This is a genomic window from Cohnella sp. AR92 (assembly GCF_003990975.1).
Classification (GTDB): Bacteria; Bacillota; Bacilli; order Paenibacillales; family Paenibacillaceae; genus Cohnella.
This window is the reverse complement of the sequence record NZ_RZJR01000002.1, coordinates 1-22,877: the sequence shown is the minus strand read 5'-3', so window position 1 is coordinate 22,877 and position 22,877 is coordinate 1. Positions and strand designations below refer to the sequence as shown.

Genomic DNA, 22,877 nt, shown 5'->3' with positions numbered 1-22,877 from the left:
CGAATACCTCCTGCGCGGATGAATTTTAACGTTCGATAATAGAGACAACGGACGCGAAAGTTTTGTGACAACGGCTTGGAAAAAGAGGTCTCGGCGGACATCATGGTTAATTCTCTTCTCTCTTGGCGACACTGATTTAATAGAAAAGGAGAGAAAGAGGTGTTGGCTGATGAATCAGATTCTGCTGATTACCGACGGAGGCTCCAATGTTGGGGCGAGCCCTGTCGTGGCGGCGGCTCAGGCGTACGAGGAAGGAATTATCGTGAACGTGGCGGGAGTGATCGACGACGGCAGCATTGGCGAATATGGAGCTTCGGAGATCGCGGAGATTGCTAGAGCCGGAGGCGGGATGAGCCGGATCGTCTCTTCGAAGCAGCTGTCCCAGACGGTGCAGATGATGACGCGCCAGACCGTCGTCGGCACGATTCGCCAAGCGGTCAATCAAGAGCTGAGGGAGGTATTCGGGGTCTCTTCCGTCGAATCGCTCCCGCCGCCTAAGCGCGCGGAAGTTGTTCAGGTTATGGAAGAGATGGGAGAGACGGCGCCGCTTCGCGTCGCTCTATTGATCGATGCGAGCGCCAGCATGAAGCCTAAGCTGCTTGCCGTAGAAGAAGCGATCCGGGATTTGTCGCTCAGCCTTCAGGCTCGCTCCGGGGACAGCCTTGCGGCCGTATTCCACTTCCCGGGGGACCAGGAGATGTGCGTGCTGGATTCGCCATGGACGGCTTCGACCGATCGTATCGGCTCGCTCTTCGGCCGTCTGCGCATGAAGGGAACGACTCCTACGGGGCCGGCGCTCGTGCGCGTAATCGAGTATTTCCGCGAGACTTGTGGTAAGATCAGGACAGAAGATGGACAACCAGCTTCGCTTATGAAGCTAGAGGATACGGACGGGATGCGGAGTGACTACGTCGTCTGAGAAGCAGCTGTCGCCGGGAACAATCCTGAAGGGCAAATGGAATGGACGAAAATATAGGCTGGAGAGGCTGCTGGGAGTCGGGTCGAACGGACAGGTGTACTTGGCCTCGTTCGGCCGGTCGTTCTGCGCGGTCAAGCTAGGCAGGGATGCATCCGATCTGCAGGCGGAGGCCAACGTTCTCGCGTCGCTCGACCATCGCGAGAAGCGGCCTCCGTTCTTGCTGGACGTGGACGACGCGGTTCTGAACGGAACCACGCTGCCTTTCTATGTCATGCAGTATGTGCCGGGAACCCCCGTTCGAACTTACTTGCGCAAGCATGGGGCCGAATGGTACGGGATTGTCGGCTATCGGCTGCTGAAGAGACTGGCCGAGCTTCACGATGCGGGATGGATCTTCGGAGACGTCAAGAACGACAACATCCTCGTCAGCGATTATGGGAAGATCGCTCTGGTGGATTACGGCGGGATGACCGCTAGCGGACGCGCCGTCAGGCAATTCACCGAGATCTACGACCGCGGCTATTGGACGGCGGGAAGCCGGACGGCCGATCCGTCTTACGATTGGTTCAGCGTGGCGGTGCTCTGGATCCACGTGCTGGACGAGAAGCGTCTCCTTCATCTGACCCGAACGCTGCTGCCGCAGAATCGGGATCCCGGCGAGTTGATGGCGCTGGTCAAGACGAATCCGAACCTGAAGCCGATGACGGGGTGGTTCGAGAGAGCGCTGCACGGCCGGTTCGAGTCGACCCAAGAAGCGGCGGAAGCCTGGCGAACGGCCGTGCATGGCGTGCAGAGCGCGAAGGCGCCCTCCCCGCCTCTGGTACCGAGGTGGATGGCCGGCGTCTTCGCGCTTTCTATCCTGTTATGCCTGTCCTTGATGGCGATTTGGTTATTTAATTGAAAGTAATGGAAAGGGGCTATGGTGACAATGGATGAGCTTCTGCTCCGGTTCGAGGCTTGGACGCGGGGAGAGAAGTGGCGAAGCCCGGGAGCGGCCGTCGCGGCGGCCGTGTCGGGAGGCCCCGACTCCATGGCCCTGCTTCATCTCTTGAAGCTCCTCTCGGAGAAGGAAGGCTTCTCCGTCATTGCCGTTCACGTGAATCACCGGTTCCGCGGAGAAGAATCCGATGCGGAGGAGGAGCTTGTCCGGCGAACGGCGCGGGATTGGGGAATCCCCTTCGAATCGTCGGCGATCGATATGCCGGCTTACATCGAGCAGTCGGGGATGAATCCGCAGGAAGCGTCCCGGGAACGCAGGTACGGGTTCTTGGTCGAGGCCGCGCGCAAGCACGAAGCCGCTTATATCGCGCTCGCCCATCACGCCGACGACCAGGCGGAGACCGTGCTGATGAGAATCCTTAGGGGCACGGGTCTGCAGGGGCTGGCAGGAATTGCCTATTCGCGCAGCGAAAAGGAATTGGAACTGATTCGGCCGCTCTTGCGTATACCCAAATGTGAACTTCTCAAGTATGCGTCTCGCAATGGCATTCTATATGCGGTGGATAGCAGCAACCTGAAGAAGAAGTACTTTCGCAACGCCGTTCGTCTGGATGTGCTGCCCTTTCTCGAAGGGTATAACCCGAAGATCAAGGAAGCTCTGCTTCGCTTGTCCGAGACGGCGGCCGTCGATAACGATTATATGGAGAGGGAAGCCCTACAGGCTTTCGCGGAGTCGGTCACTCGCGCAGGGGAGGGCTGGACGCTTGACCGGAGGCGGTTCTGCGGCCTCCACGTTGCTTTACAACGCAGATTGATTAAACTAATATTAAACTACGCTAAGCCGCAGGCCCAGATCCTCGATTACGACGGGGTGACAGAGGCCGTTGCCGCGATAGCCTCGGAGCAAGCGGCGACCGGCAGGCTCGATATGGGGAACGGCTGGGTTCTCGTCCGGGAATACGACCGAGTCTACATGGGGCCGCGGCCGCAGGCGCCCGGAGACTTCGAATATCAGGTTCGCGAGCCGGATTCGCCGTTGCGGATTCCCGAAGCGCGAGCCGTGCTTCGTTTTCACCGGGAGATCGCGGCATGCCGTTCTCCGTCGGAGTACCTCGGAGAAGCCTATTTTGACGAATCGGAGCTTCTTCTGCCCTTAACCGTGCGCAACCGGAGGCCGGGAGACCGATTCGAGCCAAGCGGATTAAACGGCTCCAAAAAAGTGCAAGATATGTTCGTTGACGCTAAGATTCCAAGATCCCTGCGGGATGCGGTGCCGCTCTTGGCCGATGCCCGGGGGAACATCCTGTGGATCCCGGGGGTCAGGCGCTCCAGGCATGCCCTTCCGGAGAAGGGGAAGGAATCGAAGCTGCTGCGGATCTCCATCGAGATGGAGAATTAATCGCCCGTATGGCGACATGAACGAAGATTTGCTATCATACCGTGTATTAATCGGATCGGGAGGTCCTCGCATTGCTGAATGACATTCAAGAAGTGCTCTACTCGGAAGAAACGATTCAAGCGAAAGTAAAGGAATTGGGTGCCGCCATCAGCCGCGATTACCAAGGGCGCAACCCCCTTGTTATTTGCGTACTGAAAGGCGCCTTTATTTTTATGGCGGACTTGGCTAAGAATATCTCCGTGCCGATCGCCCTGGACTTCATGGCCGTCTCGAGCTATGGCAACTCCACCCGCTCTTCCGGAGAGGTGAGAATCGTCAAGGATCTGGACACTTCGGTCGAAGGGCGCGACGTTCTTATCGTCGAGGACATCATCGACAGCGGACTGACGCTGAGCTATCTGATCGACGTACTGGAGCGCAGAAACGCGAAATCCGTGCATGTCGTCGCCCTGTTCGATAAGCCGGGCCGCAGAACGGTCGACCTGAACGCGGACTATACCGGCTTCACCATTCCGGACGCGTTCGTGGTCGGCTACGGCCTTGATTACTCGGAGAAGTACCGCAATCTTCCGTTTGTCGGCGTTCTTAAGCCAGAGATTTACACGAATTGATTCGGCCGTGACAGGATTCTGAACGTCGGCCGCTTCTATTGTGGTGCCAAGACAGGCTATGGTAAAATGATGTAAGCGTGTCGAGAGGAGGTCAGGGATGAATCGGATCATCCGCAACACAGGCTTTTATTTGCTCATATTCTTGGTGACCGTAGGTCTCGTACAGCTCTTTATCAGCAAAGGCGAGACAACGGAGGAATTGAATTACAACCAGCTTGTAGCCATCGTGCGCCAAGACAACGTTAAGGACCTGACTCTTCGTGTCGACAACGGTTCTTACCTGATCACAGGTCATTATAAAGAAAAACCTGCCGACTCTAACAGCTCTTCGTTTGGCGGACGGTTCCCTCTGGCTGACTATGCGATTCAGGATCTGACGAGTACGGCCGTTGATCACGGCGCCCAAGTGAAGTTCCAGAAGATGAAAGGCCAGAGCTTCTGGCTGACGTTCCTGACTTCGATCATTCCGTTCGTGATCATGTTCATCCTGTTCTTCTTCCTGATCAATCAGGCGCAGGGCGGCGGCGGCAAGGTCATGAACTTCGGCAAGAGCAAAGCGAGACTTTATAATGAAGAGAAAAAACGGGTTACGTTCGAGGACGTGGCCGGGGCGGACGAGGAGAAGCAGGAACTGGTCGAGGTGGTCGAGTTCCTCAAGGATCCTCGCAAGTTCGCCGCTCTTGGAGCACGCATTCCGAAGGGCGTTCTGCTTGTCGGTCCTCCGGGTACCGGTAAGACGCTGCTCGCTCGCGCCGTAGCCGGCGAAGCAGGCGTACCGTTCTTCAGCATCTCCGGCTCGGACTTCGTCGAGATGTTCGTCGGGGTGGGCGCTTCCCGCGTTCGCGACTTGTTCGAGAACGCGAAGAAGAACGCTCCTTGCATTATCTTCATCGATGAGATCGACGCGGTCGGCCGTCAACGGGGCGCAGGCCTCGGCGGCGGACACGACGAGCGCGAGCAGACGCTGAACCAATTGCTCGTCGAGATGGACGGCTTCGGCGCGAACGAAGGCATCATCATCGTTGCCGCAACGAACCGCCCGGACATTCTCGACCCTGCGCTCCTTCGCCCGGGCCGCTTCGACCGTCAGATCACGGTCGACCGTCCGGACGTGAAGGGCCGCGAAGCGGTGCTGAAGGTTCATGCTCGCAACAAGCCGATCAACAAGGACGTCAAGCTCGATACGATCGCCAGACGCACGACCGGCTTCACCGGCGCCGATCTGGAGAACCTTCTGAACGAGGCGGCGCTGCTGGCAGCCCGCAAGAACAAGAAGGATATCGCGATGCAGGAAGTCGACGAAGCGATCGACCGCGTCATCGTCGGTACCGAGAAGAAGAGCCGCGTGATCAGCGATCGAGAGAAGAGAATCGTCGCTTACCACGAGACCGGTCATACGATCGTCGGCTACTTCCTGGAGCATGCCGACATGGTGCATAAGGTCACGATCATTCCGCGCGGCCGCGCCGGCGGATATGTCATCATGCTGCCGAAGGAAGACCGCACCCTCGTGACGAAGCAAGAGCTTCTCGACAAGGTAACGGGATTGCTCGCCGGCCGCGTAGCGGAAGAGCTCTTCATCGGCGAGATCGGCACCGGCGCTTACAGCGACTTCAAGCAAGCGACGGGGATCGTTCGCAGCATGATCATGGAATACGGAATGAGCGACAAGCTCGGACCGATGCAGTTCGGCAGCTCGCAAGGACAAGTGTTCCTCGGCCGCGATCTCGGCCACGAGCAGAACTACTCCGATACGATCGCTTACGAGATCGATCAAGAGATGCAGCGCATTATCAACGACTGCTACGACAGAGCTAAGAAGCTTCTGATCGAGAAGACCGAAGAGGTTCACTTGATCGCGAAGACCTTGCTCGAGGAAGAGACCCTCGAGCTGGAACAAATCAAGCGCCTGCTCGACAAGGGCTCCATCGAAGGCGGCGGCGAGGGTTCGAACTCCGATTCCTCCGAGCCGACGACGCTGGAACCGACCGTCGATACGCTTGGCAATGTTCGGGTCCGCATCCAGACGCGGGACGACGAACCGGTTCCTCCGGTACCGGATCAACGCCGCGATGGGGAAGGGTCCGACGAGACCTAATCATGACTCACAACACAGCCCTCCGTTCCTTGCAGAAGGAACGGGGGGTTTTTCCTTTGCGCGTTCCTTTGCGCTAGCAGATAGAGGAATGAGATAACGCCGCTTTTTTTAGACAAGATCAATTGACACCGTCTCTGCGCAAGTGTAAATTTAGTGATAAACAACGCTGTCTGACGCCCGTTTTGCCACTTTATTTGTGCATATATTCACAAAGTTGACGCAAGTTGCAGCGTAACGATATTGGGGTACCAGAGGGCAAGAGATTGCCAATAGGCCTTGGGAGAGGGGTTAACACACATGGAAGCACTGGCTCTGGAAAGAAAAGCAGAGCAGAACCGCGAGCTGAAGGAGCGGTTGCTGCAGCTCAAGAAAGAACGCAATGCCATCATTCTCGCTCACTACTATCAGAGAGACGAAATTCAAGAGGTAGCCGACTTCCGAGGGGACTCGTTCCTGCTCGCGCAGAAGGCGGCGGCGACGGATGCGGACGTAATCGTGTTCTGCGGTGTGCACTTCATGGGGGAGAGCGCCAAGATTCTGGCTCCGAACAAGACCGTGCTCGTGCCGGATGAGCGCGCCGGCTGTCCGATGGCCGACATGGTGAACCCGATCGGCCTTCGCGAGCTCAAGGCCAAGCATCCGAATGCGAAGGTCGTCACTTACATCAACTCTTCGGCGGATGTGAAGGCCGAGACCGATATCTGCTGCACGTCGGCGAACGCGGTACAGGTCGTTAACTCCGTGGACGCGGATGAGATTATCTGGTGCCCGGACAAGAATCTCGGTCACTATGTTCAGCAGCAGACCGACAAGAAGATGATCATCTGGGAAGGGTATTGCAACACGCACGACATGCTCACGGTGAAGGACGTCGTCGAGATGCGCGCCAAGCACCCGAACGCGGAATTCGTCGTTCATCCCGAATGCCGCCCGGACGTCGTCGCCATGGCCGACTTCGTCGGAAGCACGACGGGAATTCTCAAGTATTGCCGCGAATCAAAGCAGAAGGAATTCATCGTCGGCACCGAGGACGGCACCGGCTACCAGCTTCGTCTCGACAGCCCGGACAAGACGTTCCACTTCGCGTCCAAGTTCCTGGTCTGCCCGAACATGAAGGTGAACAACTTGAAGAAGGTCGTCCGCGCGCTCGAAACGATGCAGCCTCAGATTCACGTGCCGCAGGACGTAGCCGATAAAGCCCGACTGTCGCTCGAGCGGATGCTGCTAGTAAAGTAGCATTTAGGAACGCCTTATCCCATCTGATACCAACGCAAAGCTTCTACGGCGTCATGCAAGACGCCGTAGGCGTTTTTGCTTGATTAGGAGTCCTTATTATGATTCCACGTTATATTGTCGATTTTAATATCGACGAATTGCCTACCGTAGAGACAGACGTCGTCGTTATCGGCGCCGGCATCGCCGGCTTGTACACCGCGATTAAGGCCAGCAAGAACAATCGCGTTCTCATGATCACGAAGAAGTCGCTGTTCGACAGCAACACCCGTTATGCCCAGGGCGGCATCGCGGCCGTCATCTCGGAGGACGATTCTCCGGAGTTCCATCGCCAGGACACTCTGATCGCGGGAGTGGGACTTTGCGATCCGGAGTCGGTCGACGTGCTAGTGCACGAAGGTCCCAACGGCGTGCAAGAGCTGATCAACCTGGGGACGATCTTCGATGAGGAAGACGGCCAGCTTGCTCTCACGAAGGAAGGGGCGCACAGCCAGCGCCGGATTCTGCATGCCAATGGCGACGCAACCGGTTATGAGATCGTGCGGGCTCTCGCGATGAAAGCGAAGGCTGCCCCGGAGATCGAGCTGTGGGAGGATCATTTCGTACTGGATCTGCTGACGGAAGACGGCGAATGCTGCGGCGCGCTCGTTCAGAAGCCGGACGGCTCGAGGGTCGTGGTTCGAGGCAAAGCGGTCATTCTATGCAGCGGCGGAACCGGCCAGCTGTATCGGTATACGACCAATCCCGATGTCGCGACCGGGGACGGGATCGCCATGGCATACCGCGCCGGAGCGGTCATCCGGGACATGGAATTCATCCAGTTCCACCCGACCGCGCTCTGTTATCCGGGCGCTCCGCGGTTTCTCGTCTCCGAGGCCGTTCGCGGGGAAGGGGCTTACCTGCGGAATATACGCGGTGAACGCTTCATGGAGAAGTACCATCCTCAGCTGGAGCTCGCTCCGCGCGATGTGGTCGCCAGGGCGATCGTCGACGAGATGGAAGAGACCAATTCGACTTTCGTTTACATCGACATTACTCATGAGACCCCCGAGCTGATCAAGCATCGTTTTCCGACGATATACGAGACCTGCTTAAGCTATGGCTTGGACATGACGACGGACTGGATTCCCGTTGCTCCGGCAGCTCACTATACGATGGGCGGCGTAAGAACCGACCTTCATGGGGAGACCAATATCAAGCGCTTGTTCGCCTGCGGAGAGGTGTCGTCTACCGGCGTGCACGGGGCGAACCGTCTGGCGAGCAATTCCTTGTCGGAGGCGCTCGTATTCGGACACCGGATTGTGGATAGAATTAACGAATTGCCTCCTCTTAAGAAAGAACTGCATATCGATGCCGCAGGGAGCCGCAGCGTTCCTCCGATGGGAACGTTCATCGAGCGCCGCTTGAAGCTTCAGAAGGTCATGGTGCGTTATGCCGGACTCCGCCGGGATGCCAAGGGGCTCGAGAAAGGGCTGGAAGAGCTTAAGCGACAGGTTCCGGTATTCCGGTCCGCCCTGCAGATCCGGGAGGAGCTGGAATTCGCCAATCTTCTGACCTGCGCCTTGCTGACAACGTCGGCCGCGTTATCGAGAGAAGAGAGCCGCGGAGCTCACTACCGGGAGGACTTCCCGAACCGCGATGACGCCAACTGGCAGAAGCATACGATATTGGAACGAGATAAAGAGATCAGCGAGGAGGTGCTGGGCAATGTTTGAACGGGAGAGCGATTGGAGAATCGGCGGTCCGGCCAAAGAAGCGGTGCGCGGGCAGATTCGAGCCTGGCTCGCGGAGGATATCGGCAACGGAGACGTCACGACGATGGCGACCGTGCCGGAGGGCCAGCAGTCCAAAGCGATCATTCATGCGAAGGCATCCGGAATCATCGCCGGCATTCCATTGGCCCGAATGGTGTTCGAGACCGTGGATCCGACCCTGACCTTCGACGCCAAGGTAAGCGACGGGGATAAGGCGGAGCAAGGAACGGTTCTGGCCGTCGTGGAAGGCTCCTCGCACAGCATCCTGACGGGAGAACGGCTTGCGCTCAACCTGCTGCAGCGCCTCTCGGGGATCGCTTCCGTGACCCGCGTCTACGTCGATGCGGCGGAAGGCTTCCCGGTTCGCATCGTGGATACCCGCAAGACGACTCCGGGGCATCGCGCTTTGGAGAAGTATGCGGTAAGAATCGGGGGAGGCTATAACCACCGGTTCGGCCTGTATGACGCCGTCATGATCAAGGATAATCACATTAAGGCGGCGGGGGGAATTCCCCAGGCGGTTGCGGCAGCCAAAGCCCGAGTGCCTCATACGATGAAGGTAGAGGTAGAAGCCGAATCTCTCGGGCAAGCTTTGGAGGCGGCGAGAGCCGGCGCGGATATTATTATGTTCGATAATATGAGCCCGGCTGCGATGAAGGACGCGGCGGTTCGAGTGCGGGAGCTCGTTCCGCATGTCCTCTTGGAAGCATCCGGAGGCGTGCGCGCGGAGAAGGTTCGCGAGATCGCGGCGAGCGGCGTGAACGTCATCTCCGTCGGCGGCTTGACTCATTCGTTCCAGGCGCTCGATATCAGTCTGGATCTAAACGAGAAGAAGGGGGCAGCCCAGTGATTCTTGTTGTCGATGTCGGCAATACCAATATCGTGCTCGGCTTGTATGAAGGCCGAACGTTGAAGGAGCATTGGAGGCTCAGCACGAACCGGTCATCCACGGTGGACGAGTACGGCATCATGCTGACCAATCTGTTCCGGATCGCCGGCGTGTCTTCCGAGGAGATAGAAGGCGTCATCCTGTCTTGCGTCGTGCCGCCTCTGATGCCGACGCTTGAACGGTTGTTCCAGAAATACGCGGGACAAGAGGCTCTAGTCGTCGGGCCGGGAATCAAGACGGGCCTGAACATCCGCTACGAGAATCCGAAGGAGATCGGCGCGGACCGCATCGTCAACGCGGTGGCCGGGATCGAGAAGTACGGCTCCCCGCTTGTCGTGGTTGACTTCGGCACGGCGACGACCTTCGATTACATCGATCCGACGGGCACCTATCAAGGCGGAGTCATCATGCCGGGAATCGGAATCTCCGCCGAAGCTCTCTATCAGAGAGCGTCCAAGCTGCCGAGAATCGAACTTTCGAAACCGCGTCACGTCATTGGCAAAAATACGGTCGCCGCGATGCAGTCGGGCATTATTTTCGGCTATGCGGGCCAAGTGGACGGGATCGTCAATCGCATCCGCAAGGAATACGGAATAACGCCTAAGGTGGTGGCAACAGGCGGCCTGGCGGAGATGATTGCTTCGGAGACGGAGAGAATCGACGCGGTCGATCCGATGCTGACGCTTGAAGGCCTTCGGATTATCTATGAACGGAACGTACGCGCTTCGGAGGAAGCCTAAATAAAATAGAAGATGGAAGGAGTCCGAGGGCATTGAAGGACGAATTGGTGCGAGGCACAGCATGGAACGGAACGATTCGGGTATTCGCCGCTCGCACGACCGCGCTTGTCAGCGAGCTGCAGCGCCGCCACGACACCTATCCGACGGCGACGGCCGCTCTCGGAAGAACGGCTACTGCTGCCGCCATGATGGGGGCCATGCTTAAAGGAGAAGAGAAGCTGACCGTCCAGGTCAAAGGAGACGGGCCGATCGGTCAGATCGTCGTGAACGCGACGGCGGGCGGACAAGTGAGAGGATACGTGGATTATCCTCACGTTCATCTGCCAAGCAATGCCCAAGGCAAGCTGGATGTAGCCGGGGCTGTAGGCACGACGGGTTACCTGAACATCACGAAGGATCTTGGGCTTAAGGAGCCGTACCGCGGAAGCATCCCTCTCGTCTCGGGAGAATTGGCCGAGGATTTCACCTATTACTTCGCCGCGTCCGAGCAGACTCCGTCTGCCGTCGGTCTAGGCGTCCTGGTCGATACCGACAACTCGGTTCTGCATGCCGGAGGCTTTATCGTTCAGGTGATGCCGGGCATCGAGGACGACCAAGTGGCTCGTCTGGAGCAAGCGGTAGGATCGATGCCTCACGTAACGACGCTGCTGGATCAAGGGAAGGATGCCGTCGGTATCCTGAAGCTTCTGGTCGGAGACGATCTGACGATTCACGAGACGATTGAACCGGTATTCGAGTGCTTCTGCACTCGGGACAGAGTAGAGAGAACGCTGATCAGCCTTGGACAAGAGGAGCTTCAGAAGCTGATCGACGAGGATGGGCAAGCGGAAGTGAAGTGTCACTTCTGCAATGAGGATTATCGCTTCGAGGCTGCCGAACTGGAAGAGCTTCTGAAGAAAGCGATGTTCTAACGATGCGGTGGACGAATCGGCGCATGGGACCGATCGTTCTGCTGGCGCTCTCCTGGACACTGATGTGCTTAGTGGCCGGCTGTACGGAGGGGAACGCTTCTTCCGCCCCGTCGGATCCCGCCGCGACGAACACGGCGGCTTCCGGCGGGTCGGACGGGCTGGATCAAGCGGTTGCCGCCATAGGCGGCACATCGATCACGCGACAGCAACTGATCGATCGACTGCTGGCCAACTACGGTGCGCAGACTCTTCGCACGCTTATGCTGCGAATAGCGGTGGAACAAGAAGCGGCTGACCAGGGGATCGAGGTTACGGAAGACGATATTGCCGCAGAGCTTCGCCGAATGAGCCAAGGGTACGACAGCGAAGATCAGTTCTACGATTCCATGCGGGAGCAGCTGGGCATGAGCCCGGAGGAGGTTCGCGGCGACGTCGTCTATCGGCTGAAGCTGGAGCAGTTGGCCATTCTGCCGGTGAAGGTATCCGACGAAGAGATCAGCCGGTATATCGAAGAGCACGAAGAGGAATTCGGGCCTCGAACGGAGCTGAGAATCTCTCACATCGCGGTGCCGAACAGCGAGCTTGCCAAGCGTATTCTGGGCAAGCTTGAAGCCGGCGAAGAGTTCAAGTCGCTCGCGATGGAATATTCCACCGATGAGTTCACGTCGGACGCCGGGGGCGATCTCGGCTGGGTTCAGACGAACGATCCGTTCGTGGCTCCCGAAGTGATTCAAACGGCTGAGAACCTGGAGATCGGCCAGTCCGCCGGGCCGATCGAGACGGAGAACGGGATCGAGCTCATTCAGTTGACCGGCAAGAACGTCGTTCAGGCGATGGATTCCGAGGAGGCTCGCAAGCAAGCGCATCGCGAGCTGGCGCTGGGGAATTCCATCTCGTTGTCCGACCTGGAGAACCAGCTTCTGGCCAAGTACGGAGCGCAGATTCTGGACTCGAGCTTGAAGTCATAATTTAGGGAGATCAGGAACAGCGATGTTTCTGATCTCTTTTTTCCAGAATGGTGGAATCCTCTTCAAAATCGGCCGAAATGGCATGACCAGCTATTGACAATCCATCCATGCGTTTGTTAAGATGAACGTAGTATAAATACCGAGGGAATTAGTCGGAATAATGCAGCGGGGCGGCGTCTGGCCGCACCATATCTGGGAGGGAATTCTGTCATGGCAAGAATTGTGCAGAACGTCACGGATCTGATCGGCGATACGCCGCTTGTGCGGTTGAACCGCATCGTTCCGGAAGGCAGCGCCGAGATCTACGTTAAGCTTGAATACCAGAACCCGGGCTCCAGCGTAAAGGACCGGATCGCCATCAGCATGATCGAGGTAGCCGAGCAAGAAGGCAAGCTTAAGCCTGGCGATACGATCGTTGAACCGACCAGCGGCAACACGGGCATCGGCCTGGCGCTCGTCGCGGCGGCGAAGGGCTACCGCGCGATTCTCGTCATGCCGGAGACGATGAGCTTGGAGCGTCGCAACCTGCTTCGCGCTTACGGCGCGGAACTCGTTCTGACTCCGGGATCCGAAGGCATGAACGGCGCCGTCAAGAAAGCGGAAGAACTGGCCGCGGAGAACCCTGGCTACTTCCTGCCGCAGCAATTCAAGAACCCTGCGAACCTGAAGATCCACCGCGAGACGACGGGTCCGGAGATCGTGGAAGCGATCAATTCGTTCGACGGCAAGCTGGACGCGTTCGTTGCCGGCATCGGCACGGGCGGTACGATCTCCGGCGCCGGCGAAGTTCTGAAGAAGAACTTCCCGAACATCAAGATCGTTGCGGTCGAACCGGCTGCATCCCCGATTCTGTCCGGCGGCAAGCCAGGACCTCACAAGATTCAAGGGATCGGCGCGAACTTCGTACCGGACATCCTGAACCGAGAGGTCTATGACCAAGTCCTTACGGTCGAGAACGAAGAAGCCTTCGAGACCGCTCGCACGGTCGCCAAGAAGGAAGGCCTTCTGGTCGGCATCTCCTCCGGCGCGGCTATCTACGCGGCGCTGAAGGTTGCCAAGGAACTGGGCGCGGGCAAGCGCGTTGTCGCTATCGTTCCGTCCAACGGCGAACGCTACCTGAGCACCCCGCTGTTCAATTTCGAGAACTAATCTTTTCTAATAAGTGCACTACTCTGCCGAATCCCGGTACGCAGCTGATGCGGACCGGGATTTTTGCGCTGTTAGGAGAATGTGAACAATCGGTTGTGAATAATGTGAACAAGTTGTGGATAACTATGGGGACAATGTGGGCTGATCGCTGAAAGCTCCTTTTCCCGGCGTTGTGCTCTAGGCAAGATAAGGTATAATGAGTTCAATCCTTATGAACGGCAAAGGCATGGAGCGGAGGACGAGCGTGGAATACAGGGTCACATTGTTGGAGCATTGGCGAAGCTGGGGAGAGCATAATCGCAGCGTCCCGCGGAATCAGGCATATACATGCCTTCCGATGATCAAGCGTTATCCGCTTGAGCGCGGAGAGGATCGCATTCTTCTCTGGCGTCGGGCTTGGGAGGCGGCGGACGAGCACGCTATCGTTCTGGAGAGCGGCAAGGGAGGAAGATACACCTACCTGGCCATTCGGCCCGATTCCATCGTGAGGGGGCGCGGAGAGGCAGGCGTGGCGTTCTACCCCAAGCGGGAAGCCGCGAGGACGGAGAACCTGAACGGCAAGCCTCTCTCGGTTCTTCGTCATTGGATCGGAGATCATCGGGCTCCCAAGGCGGAGGGCGCTCCGCCGTTCGCGGGCGGGGCGGCCGGCTTCCTCGGCTACGATGTCGCGCGTTCCCTGGAGCGCTTGCCGGAGCTGGCTTCGGACGACCTGCGGCTTCCCGACTATGCCTTCCTCCTCTTGAACGAGGTGTGGATCCTCGACCATGAGCGGTCGGAGCTCTTCTGCGCCATTCATCTTCCTATCCCCGAAACGGCATGGAGTTATCCTCCGGAGCTGGACAAGCTCTATGAGGAAGCCTCCTCGCTTGTGGATAAGATGAAGGCGGAGTGGGATGCCTTCCATGCGATAGCTAAGGAAGAGGGAGCCCAAGACGAGAGAGCGTCGATGAGGAAAATGCTGGCCGAAGACGATCTGCAGATGGATATCGAGGCGTATGCGGGTATCCGGACGGCGATGACCAAGGAGCAGTTCAAGGAAGCGGTCCGCGCCGTGCAGAGGTATATCTCGCAAGGCGACGTCTTCCAGGTGAATCTCTCGCTTCGCCAGAGCCGCCCGGTACGCACGAAGCCTGCCGAGCTGTATGAGTGGCTGAGGCTCGTCAATCCTTCTCCCTATATGGGCTACTTGCATTTTCCCGATTTTCAACTGGTGTCGGCTTCGCCGGAGCTGCTCGTGAAGCTGGACGGGAACAAGATGAGCGCCAGGCCGATCGCCGGGACAAGAAGGCGCGGGAGGTCCGAAGACGAAGACCGGGGGCTCGCGGAAGAGCTGTTGGCCAGCGAGAAGGAACGAGCCGAGCACATCATGCTCGTGGACTTGGAGCGCAACGATCTGGGCAGGGTGGCGGAATACGGCACCGTCCATGTCCCCGAACTCCTTACGATCGAACGCTATTCCCATGTGATGCATCTGGTGTCGCAAGTCGAAGGGACCCTGGCTCCCGGCAAGGATGCGTTCGACCTGATCGGGGCGACCTTCCCGGGAGGAACGATCACGGGGGCGCCTAAGATTCGAACGATGGAGATCATCGAAGAGCTGGAGCCGGTTCGGAGAGGGCCTTACACCGGTTCTCTCGGATGGATTGACTATGCCGGGAATATGGAATTTAATATTATTATTAGAACCATAGCTGTCCAGGATGGCGTCTGTCATATTCAAGCAGGAGCAGGCATCGTCATCGATTCGGATCCGGAGCGGGAGTTCCATGAATGCCTGAACAAGGCGAAGGCGCTCTGGAAGGCTGTGCAGTACGGAGAGAAAAGGCAAGAAGAGGCGGGAAGCGCCGAACCCGGTTGATTCGCGAGGAGGATTCGTCATGATTCTGGTTATTGATAACTATGATTCGTTCACCTATAACCTGGTGCAATACCTGGGGGAGCTTGGTGAAGAGATCAAGGTGTACCGCAACGACGAGATTGATCTGGATGGGATTGCCGCGCTTAAGCCGGATCATATTCTGATCTCCCCCGGACCGTGCACGCCGAACGAGGCGGGAGTAAGCCTCAGCCTTATCGATCGGTTCAAAGGGGAGATCCCCATCTTCGGCGTCTGCCTGGGCCACCAATCGATCGGACAAGCGTTCGGAGGCGACGTCGTGCGCGCCGAGCGCCTGATGCACGGCAAGACCTCGGAGATCGCGCATGATGGCAAGTCGGTATTCGCGGGAATCGAATCTCCGTTTACCGCGACGAGATACCACTCTCTCGTCGTTAAGAGAGAGACGCTGCCGGATTGCCTGGAGATCAGCGCGGAGAGCGAAGACGGGGAGATCATGGGGCTTCGGCATAAGGAGTATGTCGTCGAAGGCGTCCAATTCCATCCCGAATCGATCATGACGGATAACGGACTCGCCCTCCTTCGCAACTTCCTGGCCTACAAATCGGGCATGAGAGCATGAAGCTGCTGCTCGATGGACAACTGATGAACAGCGAGGAAGCCGTGATCTCCGTCTACGATCACGGCTTCCTCTATGGAATGGGCCTGTTCGAAACCTTCCGTACCTACGGCGGGAAGCCGTGGCTGCTGGAATGGCATGCCGAGAGATTGGCGGAAGGCTGCGCCTCTCTCGGAATCGAATATCGGCCGGATCTCTCTCATATGAAGCGTTCGGTTGAGAGGCTGATCGAAGCGAATGGCCTGCAAGAGCAGGACGCTTATATTCGTTGGTCCGTCTCCGCGGGCAACGGCGCGGTTGGACTGCCGACGGAGCCTTATTCGAAGCCGCGGGAGATCGTGTACGCGAAGCCTCAGGCGGCGGACGAGCCGGAAGCGCGCCGCGGCAAGGCCCTGCGCTTGCTTACCCTGCGCAGGAGCGAGCCGGAGGCGGACGCCCGATTGAAATCCTTCCATTATATGAATAATATTCTCGCGAAGCGGGAGCTGTCGGCGGGCGGAGCGGAACCCGGCACGGAAGGGTTATTCCTGAATACGGCCGGCTATATCGTGGAGGGGATGGTCAGCAACGTGTTCTGGATTCGGAACGATACCCTGTATACGCCCTCCTTGGCTTGCGGTCCGCTCGCGGGAATAACGAGAAGATACGTGATGGGCTTGGCCGCTGAGTATGGTCTGAGCGTAGAGGAAGGGGCTTATGCCTGGGATGAACTTCTGCTGGCGGAGGAGGTCTTCGTCACCAGCTCCATACAGGAGATCGTTCCGGTCTCCCGTCTGGAGGCAGCGGATGGGGGAAGACTGTCCGGAGGTACGGAGGAAAAGCCGGGCAAATGGACCTCTAAGCTAATGATGGAATACCGATTGGCCGCAAGGAAAGGAACGATTGAAGCATGAGACCTGCTTTTCACAAGAGAACGTATCATCTTGCCGCAGATTTGAAGCTGGAGCTAGGCAAGCGCACGCTCGTCATGGGGATTCTGAACATCACGCCGGATTCCTTCTCCGACGGGGGCAGCTACATGAATCTGGACGCGGCCGTCGAACGGGCCAAACAGATGGCGGACGAAGGCGCCGATCTGATCGACATCGGCGGAGAATCGACCCGTCCGGGCCATGAGCCGGTGTCGGCCGAAGAGGAGATCCGCCGCATCGTTCCGGTGATCCGCGCCGTTCGGGAGAGCGTGAAGCTGCCGATCAGCGTCGACACGTACAAGCCGGAGACGGCGCGCGCGGCGCTGGAAGCGGGAGCGCATATCCTGAACGATATCTGGGGCTTCAAGAACGATTCCCGGATGGCGGACGTTGCTGCGGAATACGGCTGTCCGGTCATCCTGATGCACAATCGCCGCGAACGGGATTATACGGATTACGTGTCGGACGTGCTGTCCGATCTGCGAGGCAGCTTGGATCGGGCGAGGGCGGCGGGCGTAGCGCCCGAGAATATCTGGCTCGATCCCGGCATGGGCTTCGCCAAGGATTATGAGGAGAACCTGGAACTGATGGGACACCTCGACAAGATCTCCGCTCTCGGCTATCCGGTGCTCCTCGCGACTTCTCGGAAGCTTTTTATCCGCACGGCTCTGGGGCTTCCCGCGGACGATGTCGTGGAAGGGACAAACGCGACGACGGCTATCGGCATCATGCAGGGCTGCCAGATCGTGCGGGTCCATGACGTGAAGCAAGCGGTTCGAACCGCTCGAATGACCGATGCCATCGCGTATAGGCAAGCGGCGAAGGAGGACGAATAGAATGGATCGGATGATTCTCAAGAGGATGGAGTTCTTCGGGTACCACGGGGTATTCCCGGAGGAGAATAAGCTCGGACAGAAGTTCTACGTCGACCTCGATCTGCGCATGGATCTATCACGCGCGGCAGCCAGCGACGACGTGGAGGATACGGTCAGCTACGTCGACATTTACGCGCTCGTGAAGAAGATTGTGGAAGGCCAGCCAGTAAAGCTCATCGAGGCTCTTGCCGGAAACATTGCAAGCGCGGTTCTCGCTACGTATACTAGTATCGTTGAAGCGACCGTCTCGGTAACAAAGCCGAACCCGCCCTTCGCGATTACCTTCGACGGGGTGACGGTGGAGCTTCGAAGAACTCGGGATGCGGACGGCAACGTCGTTCCCGCAGAGGGTTGAGCTCGTGAGACAGGTGGCTTATGCGGCGCTTGGCGCCAATCTTGGAGATAGAGAAGCGACGCTCAGGGAAGCGATCCGTCGACTTGGGAATTCCGATGGGACCGAGCTCGTCCGGGTATCCGACTTCTATGAGACCGATCCCGTCGGGTACACGGATCAGCCTGCGTTCCTGAATATGGCCGTCTCGCTCCGAACAAAGCTCTCCCCCCTGCAGTTGTTGCATCGGCTGCTGGAGATCGAGAACGAGCTCGGGCGAGTCCGAACGATCCGATGGGGGCCGAGGGCAGTCGATCTGGACCTGTTGCGGTACGAAGGGGTGGAGATGGATTCCGGAGAGCTGACGCTTCCGCATCCTCGCATGCATGAACGCTCGTTCGTGCTTGTCCCTCTTCAAGATGTCTGGCTTCCGGAGAGCGGAGCCTTCCCTTGGGAAGCGCTCGTGACGGACGAGGCTAGACGGAAAGATGGAATACGATCATGGAAGCTCTGGGATACGGAGGCTCCATGAGGAAGGAGTTGCCGCCATGCTGAAGATCGGCGACATCGAGATGAAGAATAACGTGGTACTGGCGCCTATGGCCGGCGTCTGCAACCCGGCTTTCCGATTAATTGCCAAGGAATTCGGCTGCGGGCTTGTGTGCGCGGAGATGGTCAGCGACAAGGCGATTCTCCACGGGAACAAACGTACGCTGGAGATGCTCTTCGTCGACGAACGGGAGAAGCCGCTTAGCTTGCAGATTTTCGGCGGGGATAAGGAATCCTTGGTCGAAGCCGTCAAATTCGTGGACAAGAACACGAATGCCGATATTATCGACATCAACATGGGCTGCCCCGTGCCTAAAGTCACGAAATGCGACGCCGGCGCGAGATGGCTGCTGGATCCGAACAAGATCTATGAGATGGTCTCCTATGCGGTCGATGCCGCGAAGAAGCCTGTCACCGTGAAGATGAGAATCGGTTGGGACGACGAGCATATCTATGCAATCAAGAATGCCCGCGCCGTCGAGCGGGCAGGCGGATCCGCCGTCAGCGTGCACGGCAGAACCCGAGAGCAGCTGTACACCGGCAAAGCGAACTGGGATATTATCAAAGAAGTCAAGGAGTCGGTATCGATTCCGGTTATCGGCAACGGCGACGTCTTCTCTCCGGAGGATGCGGAGCGCATGCTCAAGCATACGGGAGTGGACGGCGTCATGATCGGCCGCGGCGCGCTCGGCAATCCGTGGATGCTCTACCGGACCGTTCATTACCTGACCACGGGCGAGATGCTGCCGGAGCCGGATGCCGGCGAGAAGATGCGGATCGCCATGCTGCACATGGACCGCTTGATTGACCTGAAGGGCGAAGGCCAAGCCGTGCGCGAGATGCGCAAGCATCTGGCCTGGTACATGAAGGGGTTGCCGGACGCGGTCAAAGTCAAGAACGAGATCATGGAGATGACGACCCGCGCGGCTGTCTCGAAGAGACTCGACGAGTATGTGGAGGCGCTGGCGGCGGAAGCGGCCAATGGCCTTGAGCAAGGGGAAGCCGTAGTCCATTAAGACTACTTAAATCCGCGTTTGGCGGCTTTTCCGCTAATTGACATTTTAGTGGGGTTGAAATATAATCGTTAACAATATTCGCGACCCGCGACTTATTGTTGTCCGTACAATCAAGTGTCATGTCAACGGTTAAGCGCCATATATTGAGTAGCAACGGATTGCATGGTTGCGGCAGCAGCCTCTACGCAATAGGAGTTGCAGCCAATCCGTGCTCCCGCACGGAAATCATACCTTTGACAGGAGATCGGTGAGATGAGCGACAAAGAAGTCCTTTTGACACCAGATGGTCTTAAACGGCTCGAAGAAGAGCTGGAGAATCTTAAATCGGTGAAGCGCCGCGAGGTAGCCGAACGGATTAAAGTTGCGATCGGCTATGGAGATATCAGCGAGAACTCGGAATACGAGGACGCGAAGAACGAACAAGCCTTCATCGAGGGCCGCATCATCACTCTCGAGAAGATGCTGCGCAACGCCAGAATCATTAATAACGACGAGATCGACCTGGATACGGTAAGCATCGGGTCTACCGTCGTCGTGGAGGACCTGGAATTCGGTGACGTGGTGGAGTATACCATCGTCGGCACGGCGGAATCCGATCCCCTTCAGAATAAAATCTCCAATGAGAGCCCGGTAGGTAAAACGATCATCGGCAAGAAGAAGGGCGCAGTTGTCGAAGTCAACGTTCCAGCGGGCATCATTCAATACAAAATCGTCGATATTAAGAAGTAATACGGAGCGGCGCCGACTCCCCGGCTGCACCTTCGAGTGACGTGCAAGGATCATCTAGGAACGAATAAGAAGGCAACTTATAATTCGAGATGATTAAAAAAGCTTCCTCCGGAAGCTTTTTTGCACGATCAAGCAGGGTTATCCGTAGTACAATGGAAGCATGGCTAGGTTATTTAGGTTGGAGGGAATCACCATCATGGATCAAGTGAATCAGACCGAAACGGCCGAACTCAGCGAACTGCTGCAGATTCGCCGCAACAAACTGGACGAGCTCCGCAAGCTGGGCATCGATCCGTTCGGCACCAAGTTCGAGCGTACGCACGAAGCGGGCCCGATTCTGGCCCAATACTCGGAGCTGTCCGCCGAGGAACTGGACGAGAATCCGATTCCGGTTCGCATGGCCGGCCGTATCATGCAGAAGCGCTCGATGGGCAAGGCTTCGTTCGCGCATATTCAGGATCTTACCGGCAGAATTCAAATCTACGTTCGCGCGGACTCCGTTCCGGAGGATAAGTACAAGGCGTTCGGCATTCTGGATATCGGCGACATCATCGGGGTTACCGGAGTCGTATTCAAGACGAGGACCGGCGAGACTTCCATTAAGGTGGACGATCTCGAGGTTCTGACCAAGTCGCTGCTTCCGCTGCCGGACAAGTTCCATGGACTCAAGGACGTCGAGACTCGCTACCGTCAGCGGTATGTCGACCTGATCGTCAATCCGGAAGTTCAGAAGACGTTCATCACGCGCTCGAAGATCATTCAATCGATGCGCCGTTACTTGGACGGGCTCGGCTACCTGGAAGTCGAGACGCCTACCCTTCATGCGATTGCGGGCGGCGCGGCCGCCAAGCCGTTCATCACGCACCACAACGCTCTGGACATGCAGCTGTACATGCGTATCGCGATCGAGCTTCACCTGAAGCGCTTGATCGTCGGCGGAATGGAGAAGGTGTACGAGATCGGCCGCGTTTATCGGAACGAAGGCATCTCGACTCGTCACAACCCGGAGTTCACGCTGCTTGAACTGTATGAGGCTTATGCGGATTACAAGGATATCATGCAGTTGACCGAGAACCTGATCGTCCATCTGGCCCAAGAGGTACTCGGCACGACGAAGATTACCTACCAAGGCCAAGAGGTCGACCTGTCGACGCCATGGCGCCGCGAATCGATGACTTCGCTCGTCGAGAAGGCGGTCGGAGTCGACTTCACGAAGGTGACTTCCGACGAGGAAGCCCGTCAACTGGCGAAGGAGCACAAGGTTCCGATCGAGCCGCACATGACTTATGGCCACGTCGTGAATGCGTTCTTCGAGACTTTCGTCGAACATACGCTGATTCAGCCGACATTCGTCACGGGACATCCTGTCGATATCTCTCCGTTGGCGAAGAAGAGCAGCGAGGATCCTCGCTTCACCGATCGGTTCGAGCTGTTTATCGTGGCGCGCGAGCATGCCAACGCGTTCTCCGAGCTGAACGATCCGATCGACCAACGCGAGCGCTTCGAAGCCCAGATGGTGGAGAAGGCTGCAGGCAACGACGAAGCGCAAGACCTTGACGAGGACTTCATTCGCTCGCTCGAATACGGCTTGCCGCCGACCGGCGGCCTTGGCATCGGCATCGACCGTCTGATCATGCTCCTGACGGACGCGCCGTCCATCCGCGACGTGCTGCTGTTCCCGCATATGCGCGATTCCGCCGCTGAGTAACAGCGGTATCGGAGACCGGCTGTCGCCTTTCAGGGCGGCGGCCGGTTTCGCTATATATGCTCTTTTCTTATAGTGAGTAAAAAGAGATAAAAAAGTTTCCGAAAAGGGGTTGCGCTTAGTCGAATGTCTATGGTATATTATTTGAGTCGCCGCTGAGCGGTGGCCGCGAAAGAAACGAAACAAACTTGTTCCTTGAAAACTGAACATCGAGCGTAAATGGAAATAAATCGTCGAGCGGAACTTCGGTTCTGCGAGACAAACCAGCAGTACAGAACGAGCCTTCAAGGTTCTTCAAAAAGGTTTACCTTTATGGAGAGTTTGATCCTGGCTCAGGACGAACGCTGGCGGCGTGCCTAATACATGCAAGTCGAGCGGATCTTCTTGAGTAGCTTGCTACTCAAGAAGGTTAGCGGCGGACGGGTGAGTAACACGTAGGCAACCTGCCCATAAGACCGGGATAACATTCGGAAACGAATGCTAAGACCGGATACGCAGAACTGGGGCATCCCGGTTCTGGGAAACACGGTGCAAGCTGTGGCTTATGGATGGGCCTGCGGCGCATTAGCTAGTTGGTGGGGTAACGGCCTACCAAGGCGACGATGCGTAGCCGACCTGAGAGGGTGAACGGCCACACTGGGACTGAGACACGGCCCAGACTCCTACGGGAGGCAGCAGTAGGGAATCTTCCACAA

The 22,877-nt window shown here is 57.5% G+C and carries 21 protein-coding genes and 1 rRNA gene; all 22 read left to right on the top strand.

Translation table 11 applies throughout. The features are described 5' to 3' along the window. The first annotated feature begins 169 nt into the window (after positions 1-169). Positions 170-919 (top strand): hypothetical protein, encoded by a 750-nt coding sequence (locus ELR57_RS02490; protein ID WP_126956949.1) that lies wholly within the window; start codon positions 170-172, stop codon positions 917-919. Continuing rightward, positions 903-1,820 carry a serine/threonine protein kinase gene (locus tag ELR57_RS02485; protein ID WP_192896505.1) on the top strand — a complete coding sequence of 306 codons (918 nt, stop codon included), beginning with the start codon at positions 903-905 and terminating at the stop codon, positions 1,818-1,820. The genes ELR57_RS02490 and ELR57_RS02485 overlap by 17 nt, the downstream gene beginning before the upstream one ends. 27 nt (positions 1,821-1,847) lie before the next feature. After that, positions 1,848-3,257 (top strand): tRNA lysidine(34) synthetase TilS, encoded by a 1,410-nt coding sequence (gene tilS / locus ELR57_RS02480; RefSeq protein ID WP_158629903.1) that lies wholly within the window; start codon positions 1,848-1,850, stop codon positions 3,255-3,257. Positions 3,258-3,328: 71 nt separating this feature from the next. Beyond that, entirely contained in the window at positions 3,329-3,868 is a 540-nt protein-coding gene (hpt, locus tag ELR57_RS02475; RefSeq protein WP_126956945.1) for a hypoxanthine phosphoribosyltransferase, read from the top strand. Between the two features lie 97 nt (positions 3,869-3,965). Then, positions 3,966-5,966, top strand: coding sequence for an ATP-dependent zinc metalloprotease FtsH (ftsH, locus tag ELR57_RS02470; protein ID WP_126956943.1), 2,001 nt, complete (start codon positions 3,966-3,968; stop codon positions 5,964-5,966). Positions 5,967-6,263: 297 nt separating this feature from the next. After that, a complete protein-coding gene (nadA, locus tag ELR57_RS02465) occupies positions 6,264-7,202 on the top strand; it encodes a quinolinate synthase NadA (protein ID WP_126956941.1) in 939 nt (312 codons plus the stop codon). Positions 7,203-7,300: 98 nt separating this feature from the next. Beyond that, positions 7,301-8,914 carry an L-aspartate oxidase gene (gene nadB, locus ELR57_RS02460; protein ID WP_126956939.1) on the top strand — a complete coding sequence of 538 codons (1,614 nt, stop codon included), beginning with the start codon at positions 7,301-7,303 and terminating at the stop codon, positions 8,912-8,914. Next, a complete protein-coding gene (gene nadC, locus ELR57_RS02455; protein ID WP_126956937.1) occupies positions 8,907-9,803 on the top strand; it encodes a carboxylating nicotinate-nucleotide diphosphorylase in 897 nt (298 codons plus the stop codon). Before nadB ends, nadC begins: the two co-directional genes overlap by 8 nt. Further along, positions 9,800-10,582: a type III pantothenate kinase gene (locus ELR57_RS02450; protein ID WP_126956935.1), complete on the top strand. Its 783-nt coding sequence runs from the start codon at positions 9,800-9,802 to the stop codon at positions 10,580-10,582. Before nadC ends, ELR57_RS02450 begins: the two co-directional genes overlap by 4 nt. 32 nt (positions 10,583-10,614) lie before the next feature. Beyond that, positions 10,615-11,493 (top strand): Hsp33 family molecular chaperone HslO, encoded by an 879-nt coding sequence (gene hslO, locus ELR57_RS02445; RefSeq protein ID WP_126956933.1) that lies wholly within the window; start codon positions 10,615-10,617, stop codon positions 11,491-11,493. A gap of 23 nt (positions 11,494-11,516) precedes the next feature. Next, complete coding sequence (locus ELR57_RS02440; protein WP_158629902.1) at positions 11,517-12,461, top strand: peptidylprolyl isomerase; 945 nt, start codon at positions 11,517-11,519, stop codon at positions 12,459-12,461. A 210-nt stretch (positions 12,462-12,671) separates the two neighbouring features. Continuing rightward, on the top strand, positions 12,672-13,610 hold the full coding sequence (gene cysK, locus ELR57_RS02435) for a cysteine synthase A (RefSeq protein ID WP_126956929.1): 939 nt from the start codon (positions 12,672-12,674) through the stop codon (positions 13,608-13,610). 196 nt (positions 13,611-13,806) lie between these two features. Next, entirely contained in the window at positions 13,807-15,468 is a 1,662-nt protein-coding gene (locus ELR57_RS02430) for an anthranilate synthase component I family protein (protein WP_238162377.1), read from the top strand. Positions 15,469-15,487: 19 nt separating this feature from the next. Further along, positions 15,488-16,069, top strand: coding sequence for an aminodeoxychorismate/anthranilate synthase component II (pabA, locus tag ELR57_RS02425; RefSeq protein WP_126956927.1), 582 nt, complete (start codon positions 15,488-15,490; stop codon positions 16,067-16,069). After that, entirely contained in the window at positions 16,066-16,959 is an 894-nt protein-coding gene (gene pabC / locus ELR57_RS02420) for an aminodeoxychorismate lyase (protein WP_126956925.1), read from the top strand. The genes pabA and pabC overlap by 4 nt, the downstream gene beginning before the upstream one ends. Further along, positions 16,956-17,813, top strand: a complete 858-nt coding sequence (gene folP / locus ELR57_RS02415; RefSeq protein WP_126956923.1) for a dihydropteroate synthase — start codon at positions 16,956-16,958, stop codon at positions 17,811-17,813. The genes pabC and folP overlap by 4 nt, the downstream gene beginning before the upstream one ends. 1 nt (position 17,814) lies before the next feature. Next, complete coding sequence (gene folB / locus ELR57_RS02410) at positions 17,815-18,207, top strand: dihydroneopterin aldolase (RefSeq protein ID WP_126956921.1); 393 nt, start codon at positions 17,815-17,817, stop codon at positions 18,205-18,207. Between the two features lie 4 nt (positions 18,208-18,211). Then, positions 18,212-18,715 (top strand): 2-amino-4-hydroxy-6-hydroxymethyldihydropteridine diphosphokinase, encoded by a 504-nt coding sequence (gene folK, locus ELR57_RS02405; protein WP_370452181.1) that lies wholly within the window; start codon positions 18,212-18,214, stop codon positions 18,713-18,715. Between the two features lie 16 nt (positions 18,716-18,731). Then, positions 18,732-19,748 (top strand): tRNA dihydrouridine synthase DusB, encoded by a 1,017-nt coding sequence (dusB, locus tag ELR57_RS02400; protein ID WP_126956917.1) that lies wholly within the window; start codon positions 18,732-18,734, stop codon positions 19,746-19,748. A 252-nt stretch (positions 19,749-20,000) separates the two neighbouring features. Next, complete coding sequence (greA, locus tag ELR57_RS02395; protein ID WP_126956915.1) at positions 20,001-20,477, top strand: transcription elongation factor GreA; 477 nt, start codon at positions 20,001-20,003, stop codon at positions 20,475-20,477. A gap of 196 nt (positions 20,478-20,673) precedes the next feature. Next, positions 20,674-22,185 carry a lysine--tRNA ligase gene (gene lysS / locus ELR57_RS02390; RefSeq protein WP_192896504.1) on the top strand — a complete coding sequence of 504 codons (1,512 nt, stop codon included), beginning with the start codon at positions 20,674-20,676 and terminating at the stop codon, positions 22,183-22,185. Between the two features lie 306 nt (positions 22,186-22,491). After that, a 16S ribosomal RNA gene (locus ELR57_RS02385) occupies positions 22,492-22,877 on the top strand; the annotation flags it as partial.